Consider the following 22,425-nt stretch of genomic DNA (forward strand, 5'->3'; position numbering starts at 1 on the left):
CCGTGTGAGGGTCCGTCAGACATCCCGCACCGCATCAGCACACGCCCGGCCCGGTCGAGGGGCACGAACCCCGGCAAACGGGATTGACGGAAACTCGCCGCACCCGTACGGCCCACACGCCATGGGCCGCGCCACCGTTCGCCAGGGTCCCGCCACCTCACACGTCGACGGTGTCGTTGACACACCGGAGAACCGGCCGCGCCAGCAGTGCCTCGGGGTCCTTCAGCACCGCGCCCGTGACGTGGAACACCGCGCTCTCGCCGGGCAGCAGGGTGACCAGCATGTCGTCCACCTCGGCGGCAGGGTCCAGCCGGTCGGGGAACAGTGCGAGATCGCGCAGCAGGGTCCGCGCCGTCACCGTGACCCGGTAGCCGATGCCCGACTCGTCACCCTGGGTGACCGTGGCGTGGTACCGCGCCGGCGGCAGCGCGAGACGGGTGTCCTCCTCGTAGAACTCGACCGCCCGCAGCTCACCCAGCTCCGCCACCAGCACCTCACGCGTGCTGTCCGCCGGCTCGGCGACCGAGGGCGGCAGCGGCACCCGGGTGACCCCCCGGGCCGCCGTGCCCACCACGACCGTCTCCTCGGCCAGGACGGCACCGTCCAGGGAGCGGCGGGTCAGCCGCAGCGTTCCCTCCCACAGCCGCGCCGAGTCGTTGACCAGGTGCAGGGATCCGTCCCGTACGGCCATCAGCCGGTCCGCGTACACCGAGCGCAGGGCGTACCAGAGGGGCTTGCGGCGGCCGTCGCCGTCCACGGCCGCCCAGGACACGACCGGCCAGCAGTCGTTGAGCTGCCACACGATCGCACCCATGCAGTACGGGCTGTTGGAGCGGAAGTGGCGGATGCCGAAGGCGACCGCACGGGCCTGGTTCAGCTGGGTGAGCCAGTGCCAGTCGTCGAAGGACGTGGGCTGCGGAAGATGGTCCCCGAGGCCTCGCAGCAGCTTCGCGTCCCCGTCCTCCGCCTTCTGGTGGTGGGCGATCAGCGGGGCGCCCAGGCCCAGCGGGCCGCTGATCGCACGGCGGAGGGTGGCGTACGCGGGCGGGCCCTGGAAGCCGAACTCGGCGACGAAGCGGTGAGCCGTGTCGGCGTAGGCGCGGTAGTCCACCCGGTTCCACACCTCCCACAGGTGGACCGTGCCCCGGGCCGGGTCGTTGGGGGGCAGCTCCGGGGAGCCGGAGTACGGCGACCCCGGCCAGTACGGGCGGGAGGGGTCGGTCTCCGCGCACAGGGCGGGCAGCAGCTCGTGGTAGTAGGCGTGGCCCCAGGAGCGGCCCTCCAGCTTCTCCTGCCAGCCCCAGTCCGCGTGGCCCTCCAGGTTCTCGTTGTTGCCGCACCACAGCACCAGCGAGGGGTGCGGGGCGAGCCGGACGAGGTTCTCGCGGACCTCCGCCGCCACCTCGTCGTACAGCGGCTGCTCCTCCGGGTAGGCCGCACAGGCGAACGGGAAGTCCTGCCAGACCAGCAGCCCCTTCTCGTCGGCCAGCTCGTAGAAGTCGTCGCTCTCGTAGAGGCCGCCGCCCCAGACGCGGATCAGGTTGACGCCCATGGCGATCGCCTGGTCGAAGCGGTCGGAGATCCGCTGCCGGGTGACACGGGCCGGGAAGCAGTCGTCGGGGATCCAGTTCACGCCGCGTACGAAGACGGGCTCGTCGTTCACGGAGATGCGGAACGCCTCGTGCTCCAGGCCGGCCCTCCGGAACCCGGTCCTGCCGCTCCACGCCTTGTCGCCGAGGCGGACGGTGACGTCGTACAGCGGCTGCTCGCCGTGGCTGTGCGGCCACCAGCGTTCCGCCCCGGGGACGGCGAGGGTGACGGCGGCGCGGTTCTCCCCGGCGGGGACGGTGAACACGGCGCGTTCACCCGCCACCTCGACCGACGCCTCCAGGGGACCGTCCCCGGCCCGCTCGACGTCGAGGGTGAGCGCCAGGCGCGGCACCCCGTCCCCGTCGAGGTCACCGATGACCTTCACCTCGGCGATGCGCGGGCCGGTCCAGGACTCCAGCCCGACCGGCCGCCAGATGCCGGAGGTGACCAGGGTCGGGCCCCAGTCCCAGCCGAAGTTGCAGGCCATCTTGCGGATGAAGGGGTACGGCTCGGTGTACGCGCCCGGCCGGTCGCCGAGCTTGTCGCGCAGCGCCTCGGCGTAGGTGTACGGGGCGGTGAAGCGTACGACGAGGGTGTTGAGGCCCTCACGCAGCAGCGGCCGGACGGGGAAGCGGTAGCTGCGGTGCTGGTTGGCGGTGGAGCCGATCTCCGTGCCGTTGAGCAGGATCGTGGCGACGGTGTCGAGGCCGTCGAAGCACAGGTCGGTGGAGGCGTGCTCGTCGGCCGACCAGGTGAATTCGTTGCGGTACGTCCAGTCGGTGCGGCCGATCCAGCCGAGCCGTTTCTCGTTGTCGTCCAGGTACGGGTCGTCGATCAGCCCGGCGGACAGCAGGTCGGTGTGGACGCAGCCGGGGACGGCCGCCGGGACGCCGCCTGTGGGGAGCCCCACCGGAACCGGGGTGCCGGCATGGAGCGTCCAGCCGTCGTGCAGGGGCAGGTGGCGAGGAGTCACGCGGAGGTCCTTCCGCAGTCGGGGAGACCGGCGCAGGCGACGAAGTGGCCGGGCTCGGTCTCGTGGAGGTCGGTGTCCCGCGCGCCCCCCTCGTGGTAGGCGCAGGCCTCCACGGGTTCTGCGGACGTCCAGGGCTGGTTCAGCCGGGGCACCGCGGCCAGGAGGGTGCGGGTGTAGGGGTGGAGGGGGTTGCCGAAGACCTTCTGCGTGTCGCCGCGTTCGACGACGCGGCCCTTCCGCAGCACCACCGTCTTCTCGGCCAGGTAGGTGCCGAGCGAGAGGTCGTGGGTGATGTAGAGGACGCCGAGGCCGCGTTCCTTGAGGCCGGCGAGGAGGTTGAGCACGTCGATGCGGGTGGAGGCGTCGAGCATGCTGGTGATCTCGTCGGCGACCAGGAAACGCAGGTCGAGCAGGAGGGCGCGGGCGATGAGCAGGCGCTGCAGCTGGCCGCCGCTCAGCTGGTGCGGGTAGCGGCCGAGCACCTGCCCCGGATCCAGGCGTACGTCCCGTACCGCCTTCTCCACCCGGTCGGCCCACTCCTTGTCGGAGACGCCCGGGTGGTAGGCGCGGCGGACGAGGGCGAAGACGCGGTCGGCCTTGAAGACGGGGTTGTAGCAGCTGAAGGGGTCCTGGAAGACGCCCTGGACACGGCGGTAGAAGTCCTTGCCCGGCCGGACCTGTTCGCCGTCCAGGGTGAGGCTGCCCGCACTGACCCCGGTGAGCCCCAGGACCATGCGGCCGATGGTGGACTTCCCGCTGCCGCTCTCGCCGATGAGGGAGACCAGTTCGCCGGGCGCCGCCTCGAAGGACACCCGGTCCACCGCGGTGACGGAGCCGCCGCCGAAGGCACCGGCCCTGAAGGTCTTGGTGACACGGTCGAGGGTCAGCATCAGGCCGCCTTCCAGCATGCGACGGAGTGACGGGGGGCTACCTCGACGACCGGCGGCTCCTCGGCGCACCGGCTGTCGGCGAGCGGGCAGCGGTCGCGGAAGCGGCAGCCGGCCGGCGGGTTCAGCAGGGAGGGCGGGGATCCCTCGATGCCGCTGAGCGGCTTGTCCTTGTAACGGGCGCCCACCTGGGGCAGCGAGCCGATCAGCATCTTGGTGTACGGGTGCCGGGGCTCGGTCGTCAGCACCTTCGTGGGGGCCTTCTCGGCGAGCTTGCCCGCGTACATCACCATGATCGAGTCGGCGATGTGCGAGGTCAGGCCGAGGTCGTGGGTCACGAAGATCATGCTGGTGACCAGGCCCTTGTCTCGGAGGCCTCTGAGAGCGCCGACGACGGCCTGCTGGTTGGAGACGTCGAGGGCCGAGGTGACCTCGTCGGCGATGAGGACGGAGGGGTCGAGCAGCGTGGAGATCACCATGACGGCACGCTGCTTCATGCCTCCGGACAGCTCGATCGGGTAGCGCTCCAGGACATCGGGGTCCAGGCCGACCAGTGCGAGCCTGCGGTGGAGTTCGCCGGTGTCCACACTCACACCGCGTGAGGCGAGGAGTTCGCGGATCATGCGGCCGATGCGGCGGGTCGGATTCAGGGCGCTCATCGAGTACTGCGGGACGAGCGAGATCTTGTGGAAGCGGTAGGCGTTCATCGCGCGGTCGTCCGACAGCGGCAGTTCGTCGCCGTCCAGGGTGACGGTGCCGCCCGCGTGCCGCATCCGGCCGTCCAGCCGGATCAGGGACTTGCCGAGTGTGGTCTTGCCGCAGCCGGACTCGCCCGCCAGGCCCAGGATCTCGCCGTCCGCCAGGTCGAAGCCGACGCCGTCCAGGGCCCGGACCTCGCCGCGCAGCGTGCGGTAGTGGACCCGCAGATCGTTGACGGTCAGGGTCATGTGCTCAGGACTCCCTCAGCTTCGGGTTGAAGACCTCGTCGAGGCCGACGTTGGCGACGTAGAGCGCGCCGACGATCGCGGTGATCCCGGCGCCCGGTGGGATGAACCACCACCACATGCCGAGTTGCAGCGCGCTCCACTGCTGGGCGCTCTGCAGCATCAGGCCGAGCGAGACGCCTTCGGTCGGGCCGAGCCCGATGAAGTCGAGCGAGGAGGCGATGAGGATGGACCCGCCGAAGAGCAGGATGAACATCATGAAGAGGTACGAACTCATGTTGGGCGCGATCTCACGGAAGACGATCCGCCAGGTGCCGCTCCCGCTGAGCCGGGCCAGGTCCACGAACTCCCGGGTCCGCAGCGAGAACGTCTGCGCCCTGATGGCGCGCGCCGCCCAGGGCCACGAGGTGAGCCCGATGAACAGGCCCTGCACGGCGACGCTGCGCACGCCCATGTAGGCGTTGATGATCAGCAGGACCGCGAGGGCGGGGAGCACCAGGACGATGTTGGTGAGCATGTTGAGGATCTCGTCGACGAGTCCGCCCCGGTAGCCGGCGAGGAAGCCGACGACCATGGCGATGACCGCGGCGATCGCGCCGCCGACGACGCCCACCAGGAAGGTGGCGCGCAGTCCGTGCACGAACTGCGCGTACACGTCCTGGCCGAAGGTGGTGGTGCCCATCCAGTAGGTGCCGTCGGGCGCGGCGGCCTGGGGGCCGACGTACTCGTTCGGGTTGTCGTTGTCGAGCAGCATCGGGCCGACGACGCCGACGGCGAGCAGGATGACGACGAGGACGGCGCCGATGATCAGCTTGGGGTTGCGCACCGCGTAGTGCAGCCACTCGCTGCCGGGCTTCGCCGCCGGTGCGGACGGTGCCGCCGGTGCGGCGGCGGTCTCGGGTGCCGGGTCGGGCAGTGTGCTCATGACGTGCCTCCTGCCATGCCCGTGCGGGTGCGGGGGTCGACGACGACGTACACGATGTCGATGAGGAAGTTGGCGATCAGTACGCCGATGACGATGAAGAGGAACGCCCCCTGGAGCAGGAAGAAGTCCTGGTTCTGGATCGAGGCCAGGATCAGGGAGCCGAGCCCCGGATAGGCAAAGACGATCTCGGTGACGAGTGCTCCGGCGACCAGCACGCCCAACTGCAGCGCCAGGCCGGTGACCTGGGGCAGGACCGCGTTGCGGAACGCGTAGCGGCGGATCAGGCGCTGGGGTGCGCCGAGGGCCGCCAGATAGGAGGAGTAGTCGGACTCCAGCTCGTAGATGATCATGTTGCGCATGCCGATGGCCCAGCCGCCCAGCGCCACGAGGAAGAGCGAGAGGAACGGCAGCACCCAGTGGTGCAGCGCGTCCAGCACGAAGGCGGTGCTCCAGCCGGGGGTGATGTCCAGGCTGTACCCGCCCGATATGGGGAACCAGCCGGCGTTGGCGCCGAACGCCCAGGCGAGGATGACGGCGATCCACATGTACGGCATCGCGGTCAGCAGGTAGCCGACCGGCAGCACGGTGTTGTCCAGCACCTTGCGGCGTGCCGACAGTGCGCCGATCCAGTTGCCGACGAACCAGCTGAGCAGGACCGACGGGATCATCAGGCCGAGGGTGTACGGGAGCGCGTCGAGCAGGACGTCACCGACGGGTGTGGGGAAGACGAAGATGGAGATCCCGAAGTCGCCCTGGAGGAGCGCGCCCCAGAAGTGGAGGTACTGCTGCCAGAGGGGCTCGTCGAATCCGAACAGGTTGTTGTAGTAGGAGCGCATGGCCTCGGCGGCCTCGGGCTGGGACACCCGGGCCCTGGCCACCATCGCCGCCACCGGGTCCCCGGGCATGAAGCGCGGGATCATCCAGTTGACGGTGACGGCGGCCACGAAGGTCAGCGCGTAGATGAGAAGTTTGCGGGCGAAGTAGCGGCGCAAGAGTGCTCCCCTGGTGGAGAGCCCCGCCGTGCGCGCACGGTCAGGTGTGCGCACACGACGGGGCGGTCATGGAATCAGAACTGCCGCGTCACTTGGCGGGCTTCAGCTGCGTGAGCGTCTCGAAGCCGCCCATCTCCAGCCAGTTGCGCCACAGGGCCGGCGCCGTCTTCGGAGCTCCGGCGGCGTCCGACGGCCAGTTCTTCCAGGTCCCGGTGGTGGACTGCGACCAGAGGCCGTTGTACCAGAGCGGGATGATGGGCATCTCGGTCAGCTGGATGTCCTGGATCTTCGAGACGGCGGCCTTCATGCCGGCCGTGTCGTCGGTCTTGACCCCGCCCAGCGCCTGCACCAGCTTCCAGGCCTCTTCGTTCTCGTAGCGCCCGAAGTTGACGGTGTTCTGCTGCTTCTGGACCGGCAGCTGGAACATGTAGTCGTAGTACGTCCACGGGGTGTTGGACAGCTGGCGCTCGTTGTTGATGACGAGGTCGAACTCACCCTTGCCGCGCTGCTCACCGAGGGCGTTCTGGTCCGGGAACTCCGTGCTGATCTTGATGCCCGCGTCCTTGGCCCCGGCGGCGATGACCTTGGCCGCCTCCATCCAGTCGGTCCAGCCGGAGGGCACGGCCAGCTTCAGGCTGAGGGCGGAGCCGTCCTTGTTCTCGACGAAGCCGTCGCCGTCCGTGTCCTTGTAACCGGCGTCCGCGAGCTCCTTCTTCGCCGCCGCCACGTCGTGCGTGAAGCCCTTCTCCGCGATGAGCGCCTTGTCGTCGAACTGCTCCCACTGCGGCAGCAGACCGGTCGGGGAGGCCAGCTTGACCAGGTCGCCGTACACACCCTTGACGATCTTCCCGGTGTCGACGGAGGCGGCGAGCGCCCGGCGGAAGGCGGCGTCGTCCATCGGCTTCCTGGTGGTGTTGGGCACCAGCCAGGCGGTGTTGGCCGAGAGCATGTAGGGGGCCTCGTCGTAGTACGACACGGCCTTCTTGCTCTTGATCAGCGAGGAGGCGCCGGGCAGGAAGTTGTTGCTGAGGTCCAGCTGGCCCTGACCCAGCTGGCCGATGACCACTTCGTTGCTCGGGTTGGAGACGTCGACGATGTAGCGGGGGGCCGGCGTCATGCCGAGGGCCTTGGTGCCCCACCAGTCGTCGCGCCGCTCCCACACGACCCTGTCCTGGGACTTGCTCCTGAGCTTGTACGCCCCGGTGCCGACCGGCTTGTCGTTGACGCCGTTCAGGATGTCCTCGTCGGTGCGCGGGCTCCAGACGTGCTCGGGGACGACCGGCTGGCCGTAGAGGGTGTAGTCCCACTCCTGGTAGCGGGCCTCCTTGAAGGTGAAGCGGACCGTGGTCTCGTCCACCGCCTTCGCGTCGGACAGCCAGCTCCACAGCGAGTGGAAGGCCGACGCCTCGATCTTGCCGAGGCCGTAGGAGTACGCCACGTCCTTGGCGGTCAGCGGTTTGCCGTCCGCCCAGGTGACGCCCTGCCGCAGCTTCACCTCGTACGTCTTGTCGTCGGTCCAGCTGCCCGACTCCGCGAGCCAGGGCGTCAGCTTGCCCTCGTTCGGGTCGAAGTGGAACAGCGTCTCGTAGACCAGGCCCTTGGTGCCGGTCGCGTGGTCCCAGTTGCGCAGCGGGTTGTAGTTGGCCGGAGGCCCCCACTGGGTGCCGGTCGTGTAGAGCGTCTCACCACGCGGCAGCGAGCCGCCCTTGCCGACCGGGCCGCCGGTGCCGCCCGCCCCCGAGCCGCCTCCCGTACAGGCGGTCGCGGCGAGTGTGAACACGGCGAGTGCGGTGGTGACCCGCAGCCGGGTACGCGTACCCATAGCCCCTCCTTTTCCCCCGCGCCGTCCCTGCCGAGCGGAGTTACTGAACCGGGTAAGTGCCGTGAAGGTATGGGGAGGCCGAGACGGTGTCAAGAGCGAGGGAGCGCTCCCATTCCAGTTTCTCCGCAGCATTTCCAAGAGGTCTGGACCGCGCCGGGGAAGACGGAGGTCAGCGACCTGCGGCTAGGATGCTCCTTGAACACGAACCGGTTAAGCGAGGTCGCATGTCCAAGCACCGCCCCACGATCGCCGACATCGCGCGCCGCGCCGGGGTGTCGAAGGTCGCGGTGTCGTACGCCCTGAACGACCGCCCCGGGGTCTCCCCCGCGACCCGCGCCTCCATCAAGGCCATCGCGCAGGAGATCGGCTGGCGGCCCAACAGCGCGGCCCGCGCCCTCACCCGTGCCCGGGCCGACACCGTGGGGCTCGCGCTGTCCCGGCCCGCCAGGATGCTCGGCGTCGAGCCGTTCTTCATGGAGCTGATCAGCGGCATCGAGACCGAACTGTCCGCCCGCGGCTGCGCCCTGCTCCTCCAGGTCGTCACCGACCCGGTGCAGGAACTGGAGATGTACCGCCGCTGGTGGGGCGAGGGCCGGGTGGACGGGGTGTTCCTCGCCGATGTGCGCTCGCCGGATCCGCGCATCGAGGGCATCGCCGAGCTGGGCATGCCCGCCGTCGTGATCGGCCATCCCTCGGCGGCGGGTTCCCTCACCCCGGTGTGGTCGGACGACTCGGCGGCCCTGCGGGACACCCTGACGTACCTGGCCGCGCTCGGCCACCGCTCCGTCGCCCGGGTCGCCGGGCTGCCCGAGCTGACCCACACCCAGCTGCGCGACCGCGCCCAGCGCGAGATCAGCGCCGAACTCGGGCTCGAGGAGCCGGTGGTGGTGCACACCGACTACTCCGGCGAGGAGGGCGCGCACGCGACCCGGCGCCTGATCAGCTCGGCCGCGCGGCCGACCGCCGTCATCTACGACAACGACATCATGGCCGTCGCCGGGCTCTCCGTCGCCCAGGAGATGGGGCTCGACGTGCCCGCCGACCTCTCTCTCGTCGCCTGGGACGACTCCCAGCTCTCCCGCGTCGTGCGCCCTCCGCTGACCGCTCTGAGCAGGGACATCTCCGCCTACGGAACCCACGCGGCCCGTACCCTGCTGGCGATGGTGGCCGACGGCTCGGCGCCCGGATTCGAGGACGCGGCGGCCCGTCTGGTGCCCCGCGGTTCCACCGCCCCTCCCCGCTGAGGGACCGGCGGACTACGGGTCGCCCTCCTACCTCAGGACTACGCGACCGCCCGGAGGGTGCGACTCAAGAGGGCCCCGGGAACGGGCACGAGGGCTGACGACCCGGCACGGTACGGCGGAGACGATGGAGGGGTCCCCGCGAACCTGCCGTACGAACCTGGAGTCCCCCTGTGACCACCACCACCGTTCACCGCACCACCGCGGTCGCCGCCCGCGCCGCGGAGCTGTCGAAGGTCTACGGCCAGGGTGAGACCCAGGTGGTCGCCCTCGACCGGGTGACCGTGGACTTCCCGCAGGGGGAGTTCACCGCGATCATGGGCCCGTCGGGTTCCGGCAAGTCCACGCTGATGCACTGCGTGGCCGGTCTGGACAGCTTCAGCAGCGGTTCCGTGCGCATCGGCGAGACCGAGCTGGGGACGCTGAAGGACAAGCAGCTCACCCAGCTGCGACGGGACAAGATCGGCTTCATCTTCCAGGCCTTCAACCTGCTGCCCACGCTGACCGCCCTGGAGAACATCACCCTGCCGATGGACATCGCCGGCCGTAAGCCCGATGCCGCCTGGCTGCAGAAGGTCATCGACATGGTAGGCCTCTCCGAGCGGCTGAAGCACCGCCCCACGGAGCTCTCCGGCGGGCAGCAGCAGCGCGTCGCGGTGGCCCGCGCCCTGGCCTCGCAGCCGGAGATCATCTTCGGTGACGAGCCGACCGGCAACCTCGACTCCCGCTCGGGCGCCGAGGTCCTCGGCTTCCTGCGCAACTCGGTGCGCGAGCTCGGCCAGACCGTGGTGATGGTGACCCACGACCCGGTGGCCGCCTCCTACGCGGACCGGGTGATCTTCCTGGCCGACGGGGCGGTCGTCGACCAGATGATCAGCCCCACCGCCGACGGGGTCCTCGACCGGATGAAGGCGTTCGACGCGAAGGGCCGCACCAGCTGACACGACGGCTGTCCGCCCCTTCCCCTCCGCATCCCGAACTCCCCAGGAATCCACACATGTTCCGTACCGCCGTGCGCAATGTGCTTGCGCACAAGGCCAGACTGCTGATGACCGTGCTCGCCGTGATGCTCGGCGTCGCCTTCGTCTCCGGCACCCTGGTCTTCACCGACACCCTCGGCAACGCCTTCCGCAACCAGTCCGCCAAGAACTACGACAAGGTGGCCGTCGCCGTCACCACCTGGGCCGAGCGCGGCGACGAGGAGACCCCCGCCGTCGACGAGGCCACCCTCGAGAAGATCGAGGACCTCGACGGCGTGGCGGAGGCCACCGGCCGGGTCTCCGGATTCGCGGGCGTCGCCGACCCGGACGGCAAGCTCATCGGCAACGGCTGGTCCAACACCGGTTCCAACTACTCCCCGGGTACCGACGGCAAGGACGCGCAGTACACGTTCACCGAGGGAACGGGGCCGGTGAAGGCCGGCCAGATCGCCCTCGACAAGGAGACCGCGAACAAGGGCGAGTACCGCGTGGGCGCCCCGGTACGGGTCGCCACCAACGGGCCGGTGAAGGAGTACACCCTCTCCGGAGTCTTCACCACCGAGGACGGCGCCGTGAACGCGGGCGGCAGCCTGGTCCTCTTCGAGACCGAGGTCGCCCAGCAGCTCTACCTGCGGCCCGGACAGTTCAGCGACGTCACCGTGACCGCCGATGCCGGGGCGTCCGACCAGCGGCTTCTGGACGCCGTGAAGCCCCTGCTCCCCGAGAACGCGGAGGCCAAGACGGGCGCCGCCCTCGCGGACGAGGAGGCCGAGATGACCGAGTCCGGCCTCAAGAGCCTCAACTCGATGCTGCTGGCCTTCGCGGCCATCGCGCTCTTCGTCGGCGTGTTCCTGATCGCCAACACCTTCACCATGCTCATCGCCCAGCGCACCAAGGAACTCGCCCTGATGCGCGCCGTCGGCGCCTCCCGCCGGCAGGTCAAGAGGGCCATCCTGCTCGAGGCCGGTGTGGTCGGTCTGATCGCCTCGGTGACCGGCTTCCTGCTCGGCGTCGGCCTCGCCACGGGGCTGCGCTCCGCGATGGGCATGTTCGGCGGGAAGATCCCTGCCGGCCCGCTGGTCGTCTCCCCCACAGCGGTCGCCTCCGCGTTCGCCGTCGGCGTGCTGATCACCGTGTTCGCCGCCTGGCTGCCCGCCCGTCGCGCCGCCAAGATCCCGCCGGTGGCGGCCATGAGCAGCGTGCACGCGGTGGCTACCACCAAGTCGCTGGTCGTGCGGAACTCGTTCGGCGCGGTGATCACCCTCATCGGGTCCGCCCTGATCGTCGCCGGTGCCGCTCAGGGCGACGAGAACGGCCGGTGGCTGCTCGGTGGCGGGGCGTTCCTCGCCCTGATCGGTGTCATCGTGCTCATCCCGCTGCTCTCGCGGCCGGTGATCGCCCTGGCACGTCCGCTGCTGCGGAGGCTCTTCGGGGTGTCCGGCAAGCTGGCCGCCCAGAACGCGGTCCGCAATCCGCGCCGGACCGGAGCCACCGCCTCCGCCCTGGCGATCGGACTCACCCTGGTCACCGGCATCTCCGTGCTCGGCGTCACGCTCGGCCAGGCCATCGACAAGATGACGACGGACAACATCCGGGCCGACTACATGGTCTCGATGGCCAGCGGGGACTCGCTCGACGAGTCGGCGCTCGCCGCCCTGCGCAAGGCCGACGGTGTCGCCGCGGCCACTCCCCAGCGGGCCGTCTGGCTCACCGCCGGCAAGGGAGGTGTCTCCGCCTCCGGGGTCACCCCGGGCGACGTCGAGAAGGTCTTCAACCTGAAGGTGGTCTCCGGATCACTCTCCTCGCTGAAGGACGGCGAGATCGCCGTCGACCGCAAGACCGCGAAGTCGCACGGCTGGAAGACCGGCGACAGTGTGCCCGTGACGTTCGACGACGAGAAGAAGGAGACCCTGAAGGTCGGCGCCCTCTACGAGGGCAACGAGTTCCTCTCCCCGGTCCTGATCCCCGAGGACGTCGTCGACCCGCACGAGAGCGTCGCCGACATCCGTGAGGTCTGGCTGACCATGGACGGCGGACAGAGCGCCGCCAACGAGAAGGCCGTGATCGACGCGCTCGGCGACAACCCGGCGATGAGCGTCATGGACCGCCAGGGCATCAGGGACATGTTCGGCGGGTTCATCAACACGGCGCTGAACATCATGTACGCGCTGCTGGCGATGGCCCTGGTCATCGCGGTCCTTGGGGTCGTCAACACGCTGGCCATGTCCGTCTTCGAACGTCAGCAGGAGATCGGCATGCTGCGGGCGATCGGCCTGGACCGGCGCAGGGTCAAGCGCATGATCCGGCTGGAGGCCGTCGTCATCTCGCTCTTCGGAGCGGTGGTCGGCGTGGGCCTGGGCACGTTCCTCGGCTGGGCCATCGGGAAGAGCCTTTCGGCCTCCATCCCGGGCTACGCCCTGGTCATCCCCTGGGACCGGCTCGCGCTCTTCCTGGTCCTCGCGGGCCTCGTGGGCGTCCTGGCCTCCCTCTGGCCGGCCCGCAGCGGCGCGAAGCTGAACATGCTGACCGCGATCAAGACGGAGTAGGCGAGGGGCACGGAGGGGCGGTACCCGCAGTGCGGGTACCGCCCCACCGTCGTTCCTGGATCAGCCGTTCACGCCGTCCACTCACGGGCGCGCAGCGGCATGCCCACGGCGCCGCCCTCCCGCGGACGCACCGCGAGGATCTGGTTGACGCCGATCTTGTTGTGCTCGAAGGAGAGCGCGGAGGCGGCCATGTAGAGCCGCCACACCCTCGCCCGGCCGGGAGAGGTGGCCCGGACGGCCTCCTTCCAGTGCTTCTCCAGGTTGGCCACCCACTGACGCAGGGTCAGTGCGTAGTGTTCGCGGATCGCCTCGACGTCCCGGGCCTCGAAACCGGCCTCCTCCAGGGTGGCGACGGTGCGGCCCACCGGGGCCAGTTCGCCGTCGGGGAAGACGTAGGCGTCGATGAACGCGTCGACGTGGTACGCCGACTCGTCCTTCTCGGGGCGGCGGGCGATCTGGTGGTTGAGCAGCCGGCCGCCGGGTGCGAGCAGGGCGTAGAGGTCGTCGGCGTACTCACGGAATCGGACCGAACCCACGTGCTCGGCCATGCCGATCGAGGAGATCGCGTCGTACGGGCCGTCCCTGACGTCCCGGTAGTCCTGGACGCGGATCTCGATGCGGTCGGTGAGGCCCTCCTCGGCGATGCGCTTGCGGGCGAAGGCCGCCTGTTCGGTGGAGAGGGTCACTCCGGTGACCCGGGCACCGTACTCCCGGGCGGCGTGGATGGCCATGGAACCCCATCCGCAGCCGACGTCGAGGAGGCGGTCCCCCTCCTGGAGGGCGAGCTTGCGGCAGACGAGGTCGAGCTTGTCGCGCTGGGCGTCCTCGAGTGTGGCACCGTCCTGCCAGTACGCGCAGGAGTAGACCATGGAGGGGCCGAGGACCATGGCGTAGAAGTCGTTGCCCACGTCGTAGTGGTGGCTGATGGCTTCCCTGTCGCGGCGCTTGGTGTGCAGCGGGCCGGTGCGGCGGCGGACCTCCTCGGCGGGCGGCCGGGGCAGCGGCCAGGGACCGGCCAGCTGGACGAGACCCCGGGCGAACGCCCGCACCCTCGGGTCACGGACGGGATGGACGGTGTCCTTCGCGTCGGCGCCGCGCTCCCAGAGCAGCGACGCCACGGCGTTCAGGGCGGCGTACAGATCCCCGTCGACGTCGATCTCCCCCGCCACCCAGGCGCGGGCCAGGCCCAGTTCGCCCGGCTTCCAGAGCAGTCGGCGCAGGGCGCGGCGGTGGCGCAGGACGAGGGTGGGGGCACCCGGCGGCCCGGATTCGCTGCCGTCCCAGGCCCGGATCCGGACCGGCAGGGGTTCTCCCAGCAACTCTTCGGCAAGAGCGGTCAGCCGCGATGCGGCGTCGGCCATGGTGCACACCTCCGTGGTGGTGTTTCCGAACGTGCCTAAATTCGCATATACGCACCCGAACCGGGCCGCGACACCTCGGGGCCACGGCGAGGTACACCGGCGTCAACGCCGCCCGGCACCCATGCCATCCCCGTCCGGGGCAACGGAACGGCAAAATACTTGCACTTGCCATCTAGTTCCGTGCGCACCAGGGCGTCCTGGAACGCCGAAGGGGCCGTCCGCACCACGGATGGCGGACGACCCCTTCGGTGACGTGCGGGCGCTAGGAGGCCTTGGCCTTCTCGCCGGTCTTGCTCTTGTCGCCGTCGGCCTTGGCCGCGACGGGCGCCGGGCTCGGCTTGGCCGCCTCGTAGAACTCCTCACGCGGAGTCTCCATGGCGCCGAGCGAGACGACCTCGCGCTTCAGGAACATCGCCAGTGTCCAGTCCGCGAAGATCCGGATCTTGCGGTTCCAGGTCGGCATCGCCATGCCGTGGTAGCCACGGTGCATGTACCAGGCGAGACGGCCCTTGAGCTTGATCTTCACCTTGCCGATGACGATCATCGCGACGCCCTTGTGGAGGCCGAGTCCGGCGACCGCACCCTTGTTGGCGTGGCTGTACTCCTTCTGCGGGAAGCCCCGCATGCCGGAGATGACGTTGTCGCCGAGGACCTTCGCCTGACGCAGCGCGTGCTGGGCGTTCGGCGGGCACCAGGCGTTCGGGTTGCCCGCGCGGCGTCCGACCATGTCCGGCACCTGGGCGTTGTCGCCTGCGGCCCAGATGTAGTCGGTGCCCTGGACCTGGAGCTTCTCGGAGGTGTCCACGTGACCACGGGGGCCGAGCGGCAGACCGAAGCGCGCCAGCGCCGGGTTCGGCTTCACGCCGGCCGTCCACACGATCGTGCTGGAGTCGACCTCGAGGCCGTTCTTCAGCACCACGTGACCGTCGACGCAGGAGTCCATGGAGGTCGAGAGGTAGACCTCGACACCACGGCTCTCCAGGTGCTCCTTGCCGTACGCGCCCAGCTTCGGGCCGACCTCGGGAAGGATCTTGTCGGCGGCGTCGACCAGGATGAAACGCATGTCCTCGCGCTTCACGCTCGTGTAGTACTTCGCCGCGTCGCGGGCCATGTCCTCGACCTCGCCGATGGTCTCCGCGCCGGCGAAGCCGCCGCCCACGAAGACGAACGTCAGCGCCTTGCGGCGGACGTCCTCATCGGTCGTCGAGTCGGCCTTGTCCAGCTGCTCGAGGACGTGGTTGCGCAGACCGATGGACTCCTCGATGCCCTTCATGCCGATGCCCTGCTCGGCGAGGCCGGGAATCGGGAAGGTGCGGGAGACCGCGCCCATCGCGATGACCAGGTAGTCGAAGGGCAGCTCGTAGGCCTCGCCGACGAGCGGCGCGACCGTGGCGACCTTGCGGTCCTGATCGATGGTCGTGACACGGCCGGTGAGAACCTCGGCCTTGGGCAGCACGCGTCGCAGCGGGACGACGACATGCCGAGGCGAGATGCTGCCGGCAGCAGCTTCGGGGAGGAAGGGCTGGTACGTCATGTACGAGCGCGGGTCGACGACCGTGACGGTCGCCTCTCCATACCGCATCTTCTTCAGAATGCGACGAGCTGCGTACAGGCCTACGTACCCACCGCCTACAACGAGGATCCTGGGACGCTCCGTGGTGCTCATGCCATCGAGTATCCACCCCCCTCGGGGGGCATGCTCGTGAGCCCCTTCACAAGGTATGCGCCGCCCTCTGCTACACTTCGCCGCCCACGTGACCCAGGTCATGCCACGGGGCGGGAACCACGACGTTCCGGCGAACGTTGTTCACCACTTGTGAGCTGGCCCTTGAGCCGCCGGACGGGATGAACGACCCACCCCGGACACCCTCCGGCCACACCCCCGCAACGCCCCCGTATCACCACCGTGCGGGCCCACGGGCCGCCTGCACGGCCCCCTCGGAGCAGAACTTCGCCCAGTGGGGCCGAATTCCTTGTGAAGAAGTTCACGAAGTTTCTCGTCGCCCCACGCGAAAGACCTCCCCGAACAGGTCCGGAGAGGTCTTCACCAGCTCAAAAGTGCAGGCGGGGATGCGTTTGAGCGACATCTCACCGCGTCTGCCCCCGCGCTGTGATCAGGCGGCCGACCAGGCGATCCCGTCGAGAATGTCGTGTTCGCTGACGACGACCTCTCGAGCCCCGGCCCGCTCCATCACCGCGAGCAGCACGAGCGCCCCCGAGGTGATCACGTCGACCCGGCCCGGATGCATCGCGGGGACCGCCGCGCGCTCCGCGTGGGTCGAGGCGAGCAGCCGGCCGGTGATCTCCCGTACCTGCTCGAGGGAGACCCGGGAGTGGTGGATCGCCTCGGAGTCGTACTCCTCCAGCCCGAGCGCCATGGCGGCGACGGTGGTGACCGTCCCGGCCAGTCCGACGAGCGTCGCCGCCGAGGAGAGCGGCACGGTCTCCTCGGCGAGATCCAGGGCGGCATCGATGTCCGCGCGGATCGCGGCGACCCGGTCCGGCGTGGCCGGATCCACGACGGCCCCGTCCAGGACGAGGTGACGCTCGGTCATGCGTACGCAGCCGATGTCCACGGACCGGGCGGCGCGGACACGGTCGTCACCGACGACGAACTCGGTGGAGCCGCCACCGATGTCCACGACGAGATACGGCTTCTCCAGGTGGTCGCTGCCCACCAGTTCCTTGGTGGCGCCGTCGAAGGAGAGCTGCGCCTCCTGGTCGCCCGTGATGACCTCGGGCTCGACGCCCAGGATCTCCAGGACGCCCCGGACGAACGTGTCGCTGTTCTCCGCGTCGCGCGAGGCCGACGTGGCGACGAACCGGATCCGCTCGGCGCCCAGCTCCTTGACCGCCTCCGCGTACTCACGGCAGGCGTCAAAGGTGCGTTCGAGCGCTTCGGGTGCCATCCGGCCGGTCCGGTCGACGCCCTGGCCGAGCCGGACGATCCGCATCCGGCGGTCGAGCTCGCTGAAGTCCCCGGTCGCGGGGTCCACGTCCGCGACGAGCAGGCGGATCGAGTTGGTACCGCAGTCGATGGCGGCAACGCGGGTCATGGGGCTCCTGTGGTTGTACGGGCGGCGCGCAAGGTCAGGACGCGTCCGGTTCGGCCTCGGAACCGCACGGCGTGACGCACGGCCCCTTCGCCCACCATTCCGGCAGCATCGCGATCGCCTCGTCGCCCAGCGGGTTCACGCCGGGGCCCGCCGCCAGCGAGTGGCCGACCAGGACGTGCAGGCACTTCACCCGGTCCGGCATGCCGCCCGCGCTCGGGAAGCCCTCCAGGACCTCGATGGCGTCGCGCCGTGCGAGGTAGTCCTCGTGCGCGGCGCGGTAGGCGGCGGCCAGCTCCGGGTCCGTGGTGAGCCGCTCGGTCATCTCCTTCATGACCCCGTTGGCCTCCAGCGTGCCGATCGCGGACGCGGCACGCGGGCAGGTCAGGTAGTACGTCGTCGGGAACGGCGTGCCGTCCTCCAGACGGGGCTGTGTCTCGACCACGTCCGGGTTGCCGCACGGACAGCGGTGCGCGATGGCGCGCAGCCCACGCGGCGGCCGGCCGAGCTGGAGCTCGAACGCGGCGATGTCCGCATCGGTGGGCGTGGTGGATTCGGTCTGCGGAGGGGGCGTGTCCATGCCTGCCTTGAATGTCATCGGTCGGACTGTATGAATCGGTGCGGGGGGAGGGCTGGGCGCGGAGGGACCGTCGTGGTCACCGGACCCGGCGCGGGGGCGGGGTCACTCGCGGTCCGCGCTGTCGACGCCGTCCCACAGGTTGGAGTGCCAGGGCCGCCCCGTCGCCCCCGGCTCGCCCCGCCGCACCTCGGCCGCGTCCGGGTCGACCACCGTGTAGGCGGTCTCGCCGGGCATCACGTAGTGGAGGTGCTGGCGTGCGAGACGACGGATGTACGCGTCGTCCTTGAGCCGCGCCTTCTCGTCGCGCAGCTCCTCGGTGCGCTGGCGGGCCTCCTGCGAGAGCCTCTCCTGTTCCGCGATCTGGTCGCGCTGGGAGATGTACTGCCGCATGGGATACGCGAGGGCGACCACGAGGGAACAGACGATCAGGGCGAGGAACGCGGCCCGGCCGGTGAGCCGGGAGCGGCGGGCCTGCCTGCGGTTCTGGGACCGGTAGACGCGGGCCGCCGTCTGCTCACCGAGCAGCCGCAGCCTGGTCGCGGTGGAGAACCGGTCGCGGTTCTTCCCGGCCATGTCTCACGCCTCCCCGTTACGCACGTCCGTCCCCGCACACGGTACGGGACCGGATGCGGGGACGGACGGAGGCTGGTGCCCCGGACGCGGGCTGTCAGCCCTCGAAGCGGAACCGCGGGAACGCCGAACGCCCGGCGTAGACCGCGGCGTCGTCGAGGATCTCCTCGATGCGCAGCAGCTGGTTGTACTTGGCGACGCGGTCCGAGCGGGCCGGGGCGCCGGTCTTGATCTGGCCGCAGTTCACGGCGACGGCGAGGTCGGCGATGGTGACGTCCTCGGTCTCACCGGAGCGGTGGGACATCATGCACTTGAAGCCGTTGCGCTGGGCCAGCTCGACGGCGTCCAGGGTCTCGGTCAGCGAACCGATCTGGTTGACCTTGACGAGCAGGGCGTTGGCCGAGCCCTCCTCGATGCCGCGGGCGAGACGCTCGGGGTTGGTGACGAACAGGTCGTCACCGACGATCTGCACCTTGGAGCCGATCTTGTCGGTGATGACCTTCCAGCCCGCCCAGTCGTCCTCGTACAACGGGTCCTCGATGGAGACCAGCGGGTACGCGGAGACGAGCTCCTCGTAGTACTCGGTCATCTCGGCGGCCGAGCGGGACTTGCCCTCGAACTCGTAGACGCCGTCCTTGTAGAACTCGGACGCTGCGACGTCGAGCGCGAGCGCGATGTCGCGGCCCGGGACGTAGCCGGCCTCCTTGACGGCCTCGAGGATGAGGTCGAGGGCGGCACGGTTGGACTCGAGGTTGGGGGCGAAGCCGCCCTCGTCACCGAGACCGGTGGACAGGCCCTTGGTCTTCAGGACCTTCTTCAGCGTGTGGTAGATCTCCGCGCCCCAGCGAAGGGCCTCGGAGAAGGACTCGGCGCCGATCGGCGCGATCATGAACTCCTGGATGTCCACGTTGGAGTCGGCGTGCGAGCCGCCGTTCAGGATGTTCATCATCGGAACGGGCAGCAGGTGCGCGTTCGGGCCGCCGAGGTAGCGGAACAGCGGGAGGTCGGAGGCCTCGGACGCGGCGTGCGCCACGGCCAGCGAGACACCGAGGATGGCGTTGGCGCCGAGGGAGCCCTTGTTCTCGGTCGCGTCCAGGTCGAACATCGCCTGGTCGATGAGGCGCTGCTCGGTGGCGTCGTAGCCGACGAGCTCCGGGCCGATCTGCTCGATCACGGCGAGGACGGCCTTCTCGACGCCCTTGCCGTGGTAGCGGTTGGGGTCACCGTCGCGAAGCTCGATGGCCTCGAACGCACCGGTGGAGGCGCCGGACGGAACGGCAGCACGTCCCGTGCTGCCGTCGTCGAGGCCAACCTCGACCTCGACCGTGGGGTTACCCCGGGAGTCGAGGATTTCCCTGGCTACGACGACGTCGATGGACGGCACGAGGCATCTCCTTCTGGGATCTGACACTGTTTGTGCAGGGTCACTGTGGCCTTGCGCCACGAGCCTAACCGGCTCGGCCCGCTTCGTCGGCCGCCCGCCCGTCCCGTGGGACGAAAAAGGACCCAAGGGCCTGCATTCCGGGCAAAGCTCCAGAATTCTACTGGCAAGTAACCACAACAATTGAACGCTCGCCCCTACGGCGAGCCCGCGACCGCACCCCGCAAGGGGGCCGGACACGGCTCCGGCCCGGCGCGCGGGGGGTCGGCGCGCCGGGCCGGGACTCCGGGGCGGAGGAGGACCCCGGACCGCTTCCGACTACTTCAGGTGGAGCTGCTGACCCGGGAAGATCAGGTCGGCCTCGTCGACGATGTCGTCGTTGAGGTCGAACAGCTTCTCCCAGCCGCCCTTGACCTTCTTCGCGTCGGCGATCTTGCTGAGGGTGTCGCCGGCCTTCACCTTGTACTCGCCGTCACCCTTCTCGACCTTCTCGCCGGTGGGGGTGGTGACGGTCTCCTCGGGAGCCGTGCGCTTCTCGCTGCGCGTGGTGGGCTGCTCGGCCTTGCGCTCCGGCGCGGCCTGCGGGGCCGTGTCGCCGTTCTTCTCGGAGCCGGTGTCGACACCCGGGTCGACACCGTCGTTCGTCAGCCCGCCGGCACCGGCGCAGGCCCAGGCGCCCGGGCCCTGGAGGTCGAGGAGCTTCTCGGCGGCGGCTATCTGCTGGCCCTTGGTGGCCAGATCGGCGCGGGCGGCGTACTGCGTGCCACCGGCTGCCGCCCAGCTGGACTGCGAGAACTGCAGGCCGCCGTAGTAACCGTTACCGGTGTTGATGGACCAGTTGCCACCGGACTCGCACTGGGCGACGGCGTCCCAGGTGTCGACGGAGGCGGCGGAGGCGCCGGTCGCGCCCATGAGCGGTACGGCGACAGCGGCACCGGTGACACCGGCCAGGGTCGCGATACGGACGGCCTTGGACGGGCGACGGTGCTTGCCCTTGCTGGAAAGCAGCATGGTTCTCCTCACCGACGCCTACGAGGTGAGCTGTCGGGTTCGGGCCTGTGAGTTGCCCGGTCGCCCGCACTCGCGGACGACTTCACCCCTAGCCGCACCCTCGCCCGTCTTCCGACGGCCGGGTCCGGCACTTACCTGGGTCCCCCGCTCCTGCCTACGGCGCTTTACGCGTCGGTCCCCTTCGGCCGACGGCAGGATTCGGCGTGACGGTCGAAGGTGCCCGCGGTGCGAGCGGCTCCGACCGTAATCACAGACAACCCCGACATTCAAAGATGGACATAACGGCTAATCAGCCCGTACCGGTCCGACAGGGGGAGTCGTTTCCGCAGGTCGGAGCCAATTTGGACGGACCGGACGGACAGGGCGCGCCAGTTGAAGCAAAGAGACCCATGTCTCACTTACGCATAAGTGGACATAGGCCTCTGAACTACCCCTGCTTTCGGGGCGTTTTCCCGCTTTTGATCAGTTGGCGCCGGTGGTCTCCGTCCGGGCGTCCTGCGCGTCCGCACCGAGGCCGGTACCGAGGTCCAGGCTCTGGCCCGGAAGGATCAGGTCAGGGTCGGAGCCCAGCTCCGTCCTGTTGGCCTCGTAGAGCGCGGTCCAGCCGCCGGGAAGCTCCTGCGCGTCGGCGATCGCCCAGAGGTTGTCGCCCTCACGGACGGTGTACGCCCCCTCCGCGCCCTGACGCGCGTCGGAGTCGCCCCGCGAGGCGTGACGGCCGGACTCGCCGCGCCCGTCGCCCAGCTCCGGTCCGGTGCTCGCCTCGGGAGCCGGTACGCCACGGTGCTTTCCACCCTTCGCCCCGTCACCCTTCGCCCCGTCACCCCTCGACGCACCGGACGTCCCGGAGGCCTCGGGGGACGGAGTGGCGGACGGAGACGCCTCGCCGGCCTCGTCACCCTCGTCCGGGCCGTCGGACGCGCTTCCGCTCGCCCCGTCCTTCGCACCGGAGTCGCCGGAGCGGTCGGAGTCGTCGGAGTCCTCCGCCTCGCCGGCGGCGTCCGCCGGGTCCGACGCCTCCGGTGAGGGGGTTTCGGACGGGGTCGCGGTGTCCGAGGGCTCGGCGGCCGCCTCGCCGCCCGGGTCGATGCCGGGCAGCGTCCCGTCCAGGGCGAGGCCGGAGATCACCGCGCAGCTGGCCCACGCCTGGGAGCCCTCCTCGTCGAGCACCTTCTCCGCGACCGCGATCTGCTGCGAGCGGCTCGCCAGGTCCGCACGGGGCGCGTACGCCGTGCCTCCGTACGCGGACCAGGTGTCCTGCGAGAACTGCAGGCCGCCGTAGTAGCCGTTGCCGAGGTCGGCGCTCCACATGCCGCCGCTCTCGCATTCGGCGACCCGGTCCCAGGTCGACGCCTCGGCGGCCTGCGCGCCGCCCGCACCGAGCAGCGGGATGGCGATGGCCGACCCTGTGACGCCTGCGGCGACGACGATGGCGGGTGCCTGGCGAGGGCGACGGTGTCTGCCGGTCGCGGAGCCCATGGGATTGCCTTCCGTGTGACTGACATGTGACGGGTGAGTCGAACGGTGAACCTAGCCCTACTCGAACGTGTGTCACAAGTCGATGCAGCG

At 69.9% G+C, this 22,425-nt stretch carries 17 protein-coding genes and 1 riboswitch; of the genes, 3 read left to right on the forward strand and 14 right to left on the reverse strand.

Annotated features, from left to right (window positions below; genetic code table 11):
• Positions 1 to 157 precede the first annotated feature (157 nt).
• The 6 genes from OO67_RS30955 to OO67_RS30980 form a co-directional block, all read right to left on the reverse strand.
• The gene (locus tag OO67_RS30955; RefSeq protein WP_033305107.1) at positions 158 to 2,563 is read right to left on the reverse strand and encodes a glycoside hydrolase family 2 protein; all 2,406 of its coding nucleotides are present in this window, start codon (positions 2,561 to 2,563) and stop codon (positions 158 to 160) included.
• Positions 2,560 to 3,471 (reverse strand): ATP-binding cassette domain-containing protein, encoded by a 912-nt coding sequence (locus OO67_RS30960; protein WP_244300360.1) that lies wholly within the window; start codon positions 3,469 to 3,471, stop codon positions 2,560 to 2,562. Before OO67_RS30960 ends, OO67_RS30955 begins: the two co-directional genes overlap by 4 nt.
• Positions 3,453 to 4,397, reverse strand: coding sequence for an ABC transporter ATP-binding protein (locus tag OO67_RS30965; RefSeq protein ID WP_033305108.1), 945 nt, complete (start codon positions 4,395 to 4,397; stop codon positions 3,453 to 3,455). Before OO67_RS30965 ends, OO67_RS30960 begins: the two co-directional genes overlap by 19 nt.
• 4 nt (positions 4,398 to 4,401) lie before the next feature.
• A complete protein-coding gene (locus OO67_RS30970) occupies positions 4,402 to 5,319 on the reverse strand; it encodes an ABC transporter permease (protein ID WP_033305109.1) in 918 nt (305 codons plus the stop codon).
• Positions 5,316 to 6,311, reverse strand: a complete 996-nt coding sequence (locus tag OO67_RS30975) for an ABC transporter permease (RefSeq protein WP_033305110.1) — start codon at positions 6,309 to 6,311, stop codon at positions 5,316 to 5,318. Before OO67_RS30975 ends, OO67_RS30970 begins: the two co-directional genes overlap by 4 nt.
• A gap of 88 nt (positions 6,312 to 6,399) precedes the next feature.
• A complete protein-coding gene (locus OO67_RS30980) occupies positions 6,400 to 8,133 on the reverse strand; it encodes an ABC transporter substrate-binding protein (RefSeq protein WP_033305111.1) in 1,734 nt (577 codons plus the stop codon).
• A 224-nt stretch (positions 8,134 to 8,357) separates the two neighbouring features.
• Here OO67_RS30980 and OO67_RS30985 point away from each other — a divergent pair, with 224 nt between their 5' ends.
• From OO67_RS30985 to OO67_RS30995, 3 genes are all read left to right on the forward strand, one after another.
• Positions 8,358 to 9,377, forward strand: coding sequence for a LacI family DNA-binding transcriptional regulator (locus OO67_RS30985; protein ID WP_033305112.1), 1,020 nt, complete (start codon positions 8,358 to 8,360; stop codon positions 9,375 to 9,377).
• A gap of 170 nt (positions 9,378 to 9,547) precedes the next feature.
• Complete coding sequence (locus OO67_RS30990; protein ID WP_033305113.1) at positions 9,548 to 10,315, forward strand: ABC transporter ATP-binding protein; 768 nt, start codon at positions 9,548 to 9,550, stop codon at positions 10,313 to 10,315.
• Between the two features lie 56 nt (positions 10,316 to 10,371).
• On the forward strand, positions 10,372 to 12,900 hold the full coding sequence (locus OO67_RS30995) for an ABC transporter permease (RefSeq protein ID WP_033305114.1): 2,529 nt from the start codon (positions 10,372 to 10,374) through the stop codon (positions 12,898 to 12,900).
• A gap of 68 nt (positions 12,901 to 12,968) precedes the next feature.
• Here OO67_RS30995 and OO67_RS31000 read toward each other — a convergent pair whose 3' ends face one another.
• The 8 genes from OO67_RS31000 to OO67_RS31035 form a co-directional block, all read right to left on the reverse strand.
• Entirely contained in the window at positions 12,969 to 14,261 is a 1,293-nt protein-coding gene (locus OO67_RS31000) for an SAM-dependent methyltransferase (protein ID WP_033305115.1), read from the reverse strand.
• A 262-nt stretch (positions 14,262 to 14,523) separates the two neighbouring features.
• Complete coding sequence (locus OO67_RS31005; protein WP_078598378.1) at positions 14,524 to 15,927, reverse strand: NAD(P)/FAD-dependent oxidoreductase; 1,404 nt, start codon at positions 15,925 to 15,927, stop codon at positions 14,524 to 14,526.
• A gap of 448 nt (positions 15,928 to 16,375) precedes the next feature.
• Positions 16,376 to 17,317: a Ppx/GppA phosphatase family protein gene (locus tag OO67_RS31010; protein ID WP_033305117.1), complete on the reverse strand. Its 942-nt coding sequence runs from the start codon at positions 17,315 to 17,317 to the stop codon at positions 16,376 to 16,378.
• A gap of 34 nt (positions 17,318 to 17,351) precedes the next feature.
• Complete coding sequence (locus OO67_RS31015) at positions 17,352 to 17,894, reverse strand: DUF501 domain-containing protein (RefSeq protein ID WP_033305118.1); 543 nt, start codon at positions 17,892 to 17,894, stop codon at positions 17,352 to 17,354.
• A 102-nt stretch (positions 17,895 to 17,996) separates the two neighbouring features.
• Positions 17,997 to 18,467, reverse strand: a complete 471-nt coding sequence (locus OO67_RS31020) for an FtsB family cell division protein (RefSeq protein ID WP_033305119.1) — start codon at positions 18,465 to 18,467, stop codon at positions 17,997 to 17,999.
• A gap of 94 nt (positions 18,468 to 18,561) precedes the next feature.
• Entirely contained in the window at positions 18,562 to 19,848 is a 1,287-nt protein-coding gene (eno, locus tag OO67_RS31025; RefSeq protein WP_033305120.1) for a phosphopyruvate hydratase, read from the reverse strand.
• A 315-nt stretch (positions 19,849 to 20,163) separates the two neighbouring features.
• Positions 20,164 to 20,856 carry a LysM peptidoglycan-binding domain-containing protein gene (locus OO67_RS31030; protein WP_033305121.1) on the reverse strand — a complete coding sequence of 231 codons (693 nt, stop codon included), beginning with the start codon at positions 20,854 to 20,856 and terminating at the stop codon, positions 20,164 to 20,166.
• A riboswitch (cyclic di-AMP (ydaO/yuaA leader) is annotated at positions 20,857 to 21,028 on the reverse strand. It lies immediately after the preceding gene.
• Positions 21,029 to 21,318: 290 nt separating this feature from the next.
• Positions 21,319 to 22,335: a LysM peptidoglycan-binding domain-containing protein gene (locus tag OO67_RS31035; RefSeq protein ID WP_033305122.1), complete on the reverse strand. Its 1,017-nt coding sequence runs from the start codon at positions 22,333 to 22,335 to the stop codon at positions 21,319 to 21,321.
• Positions 22,336 to 22,425 lie beyond the last annotated feature (90 nt).

It is taken from the genome of Streptomyces atroolivaceus, from assembly GCF_000717025.1.
GTDB lineage: Bacteria > Actinomycetota > Actinomycetes > Streptomycetales > Streptomycetaceae > Streptomyces > Streptomyces atroolivaceus.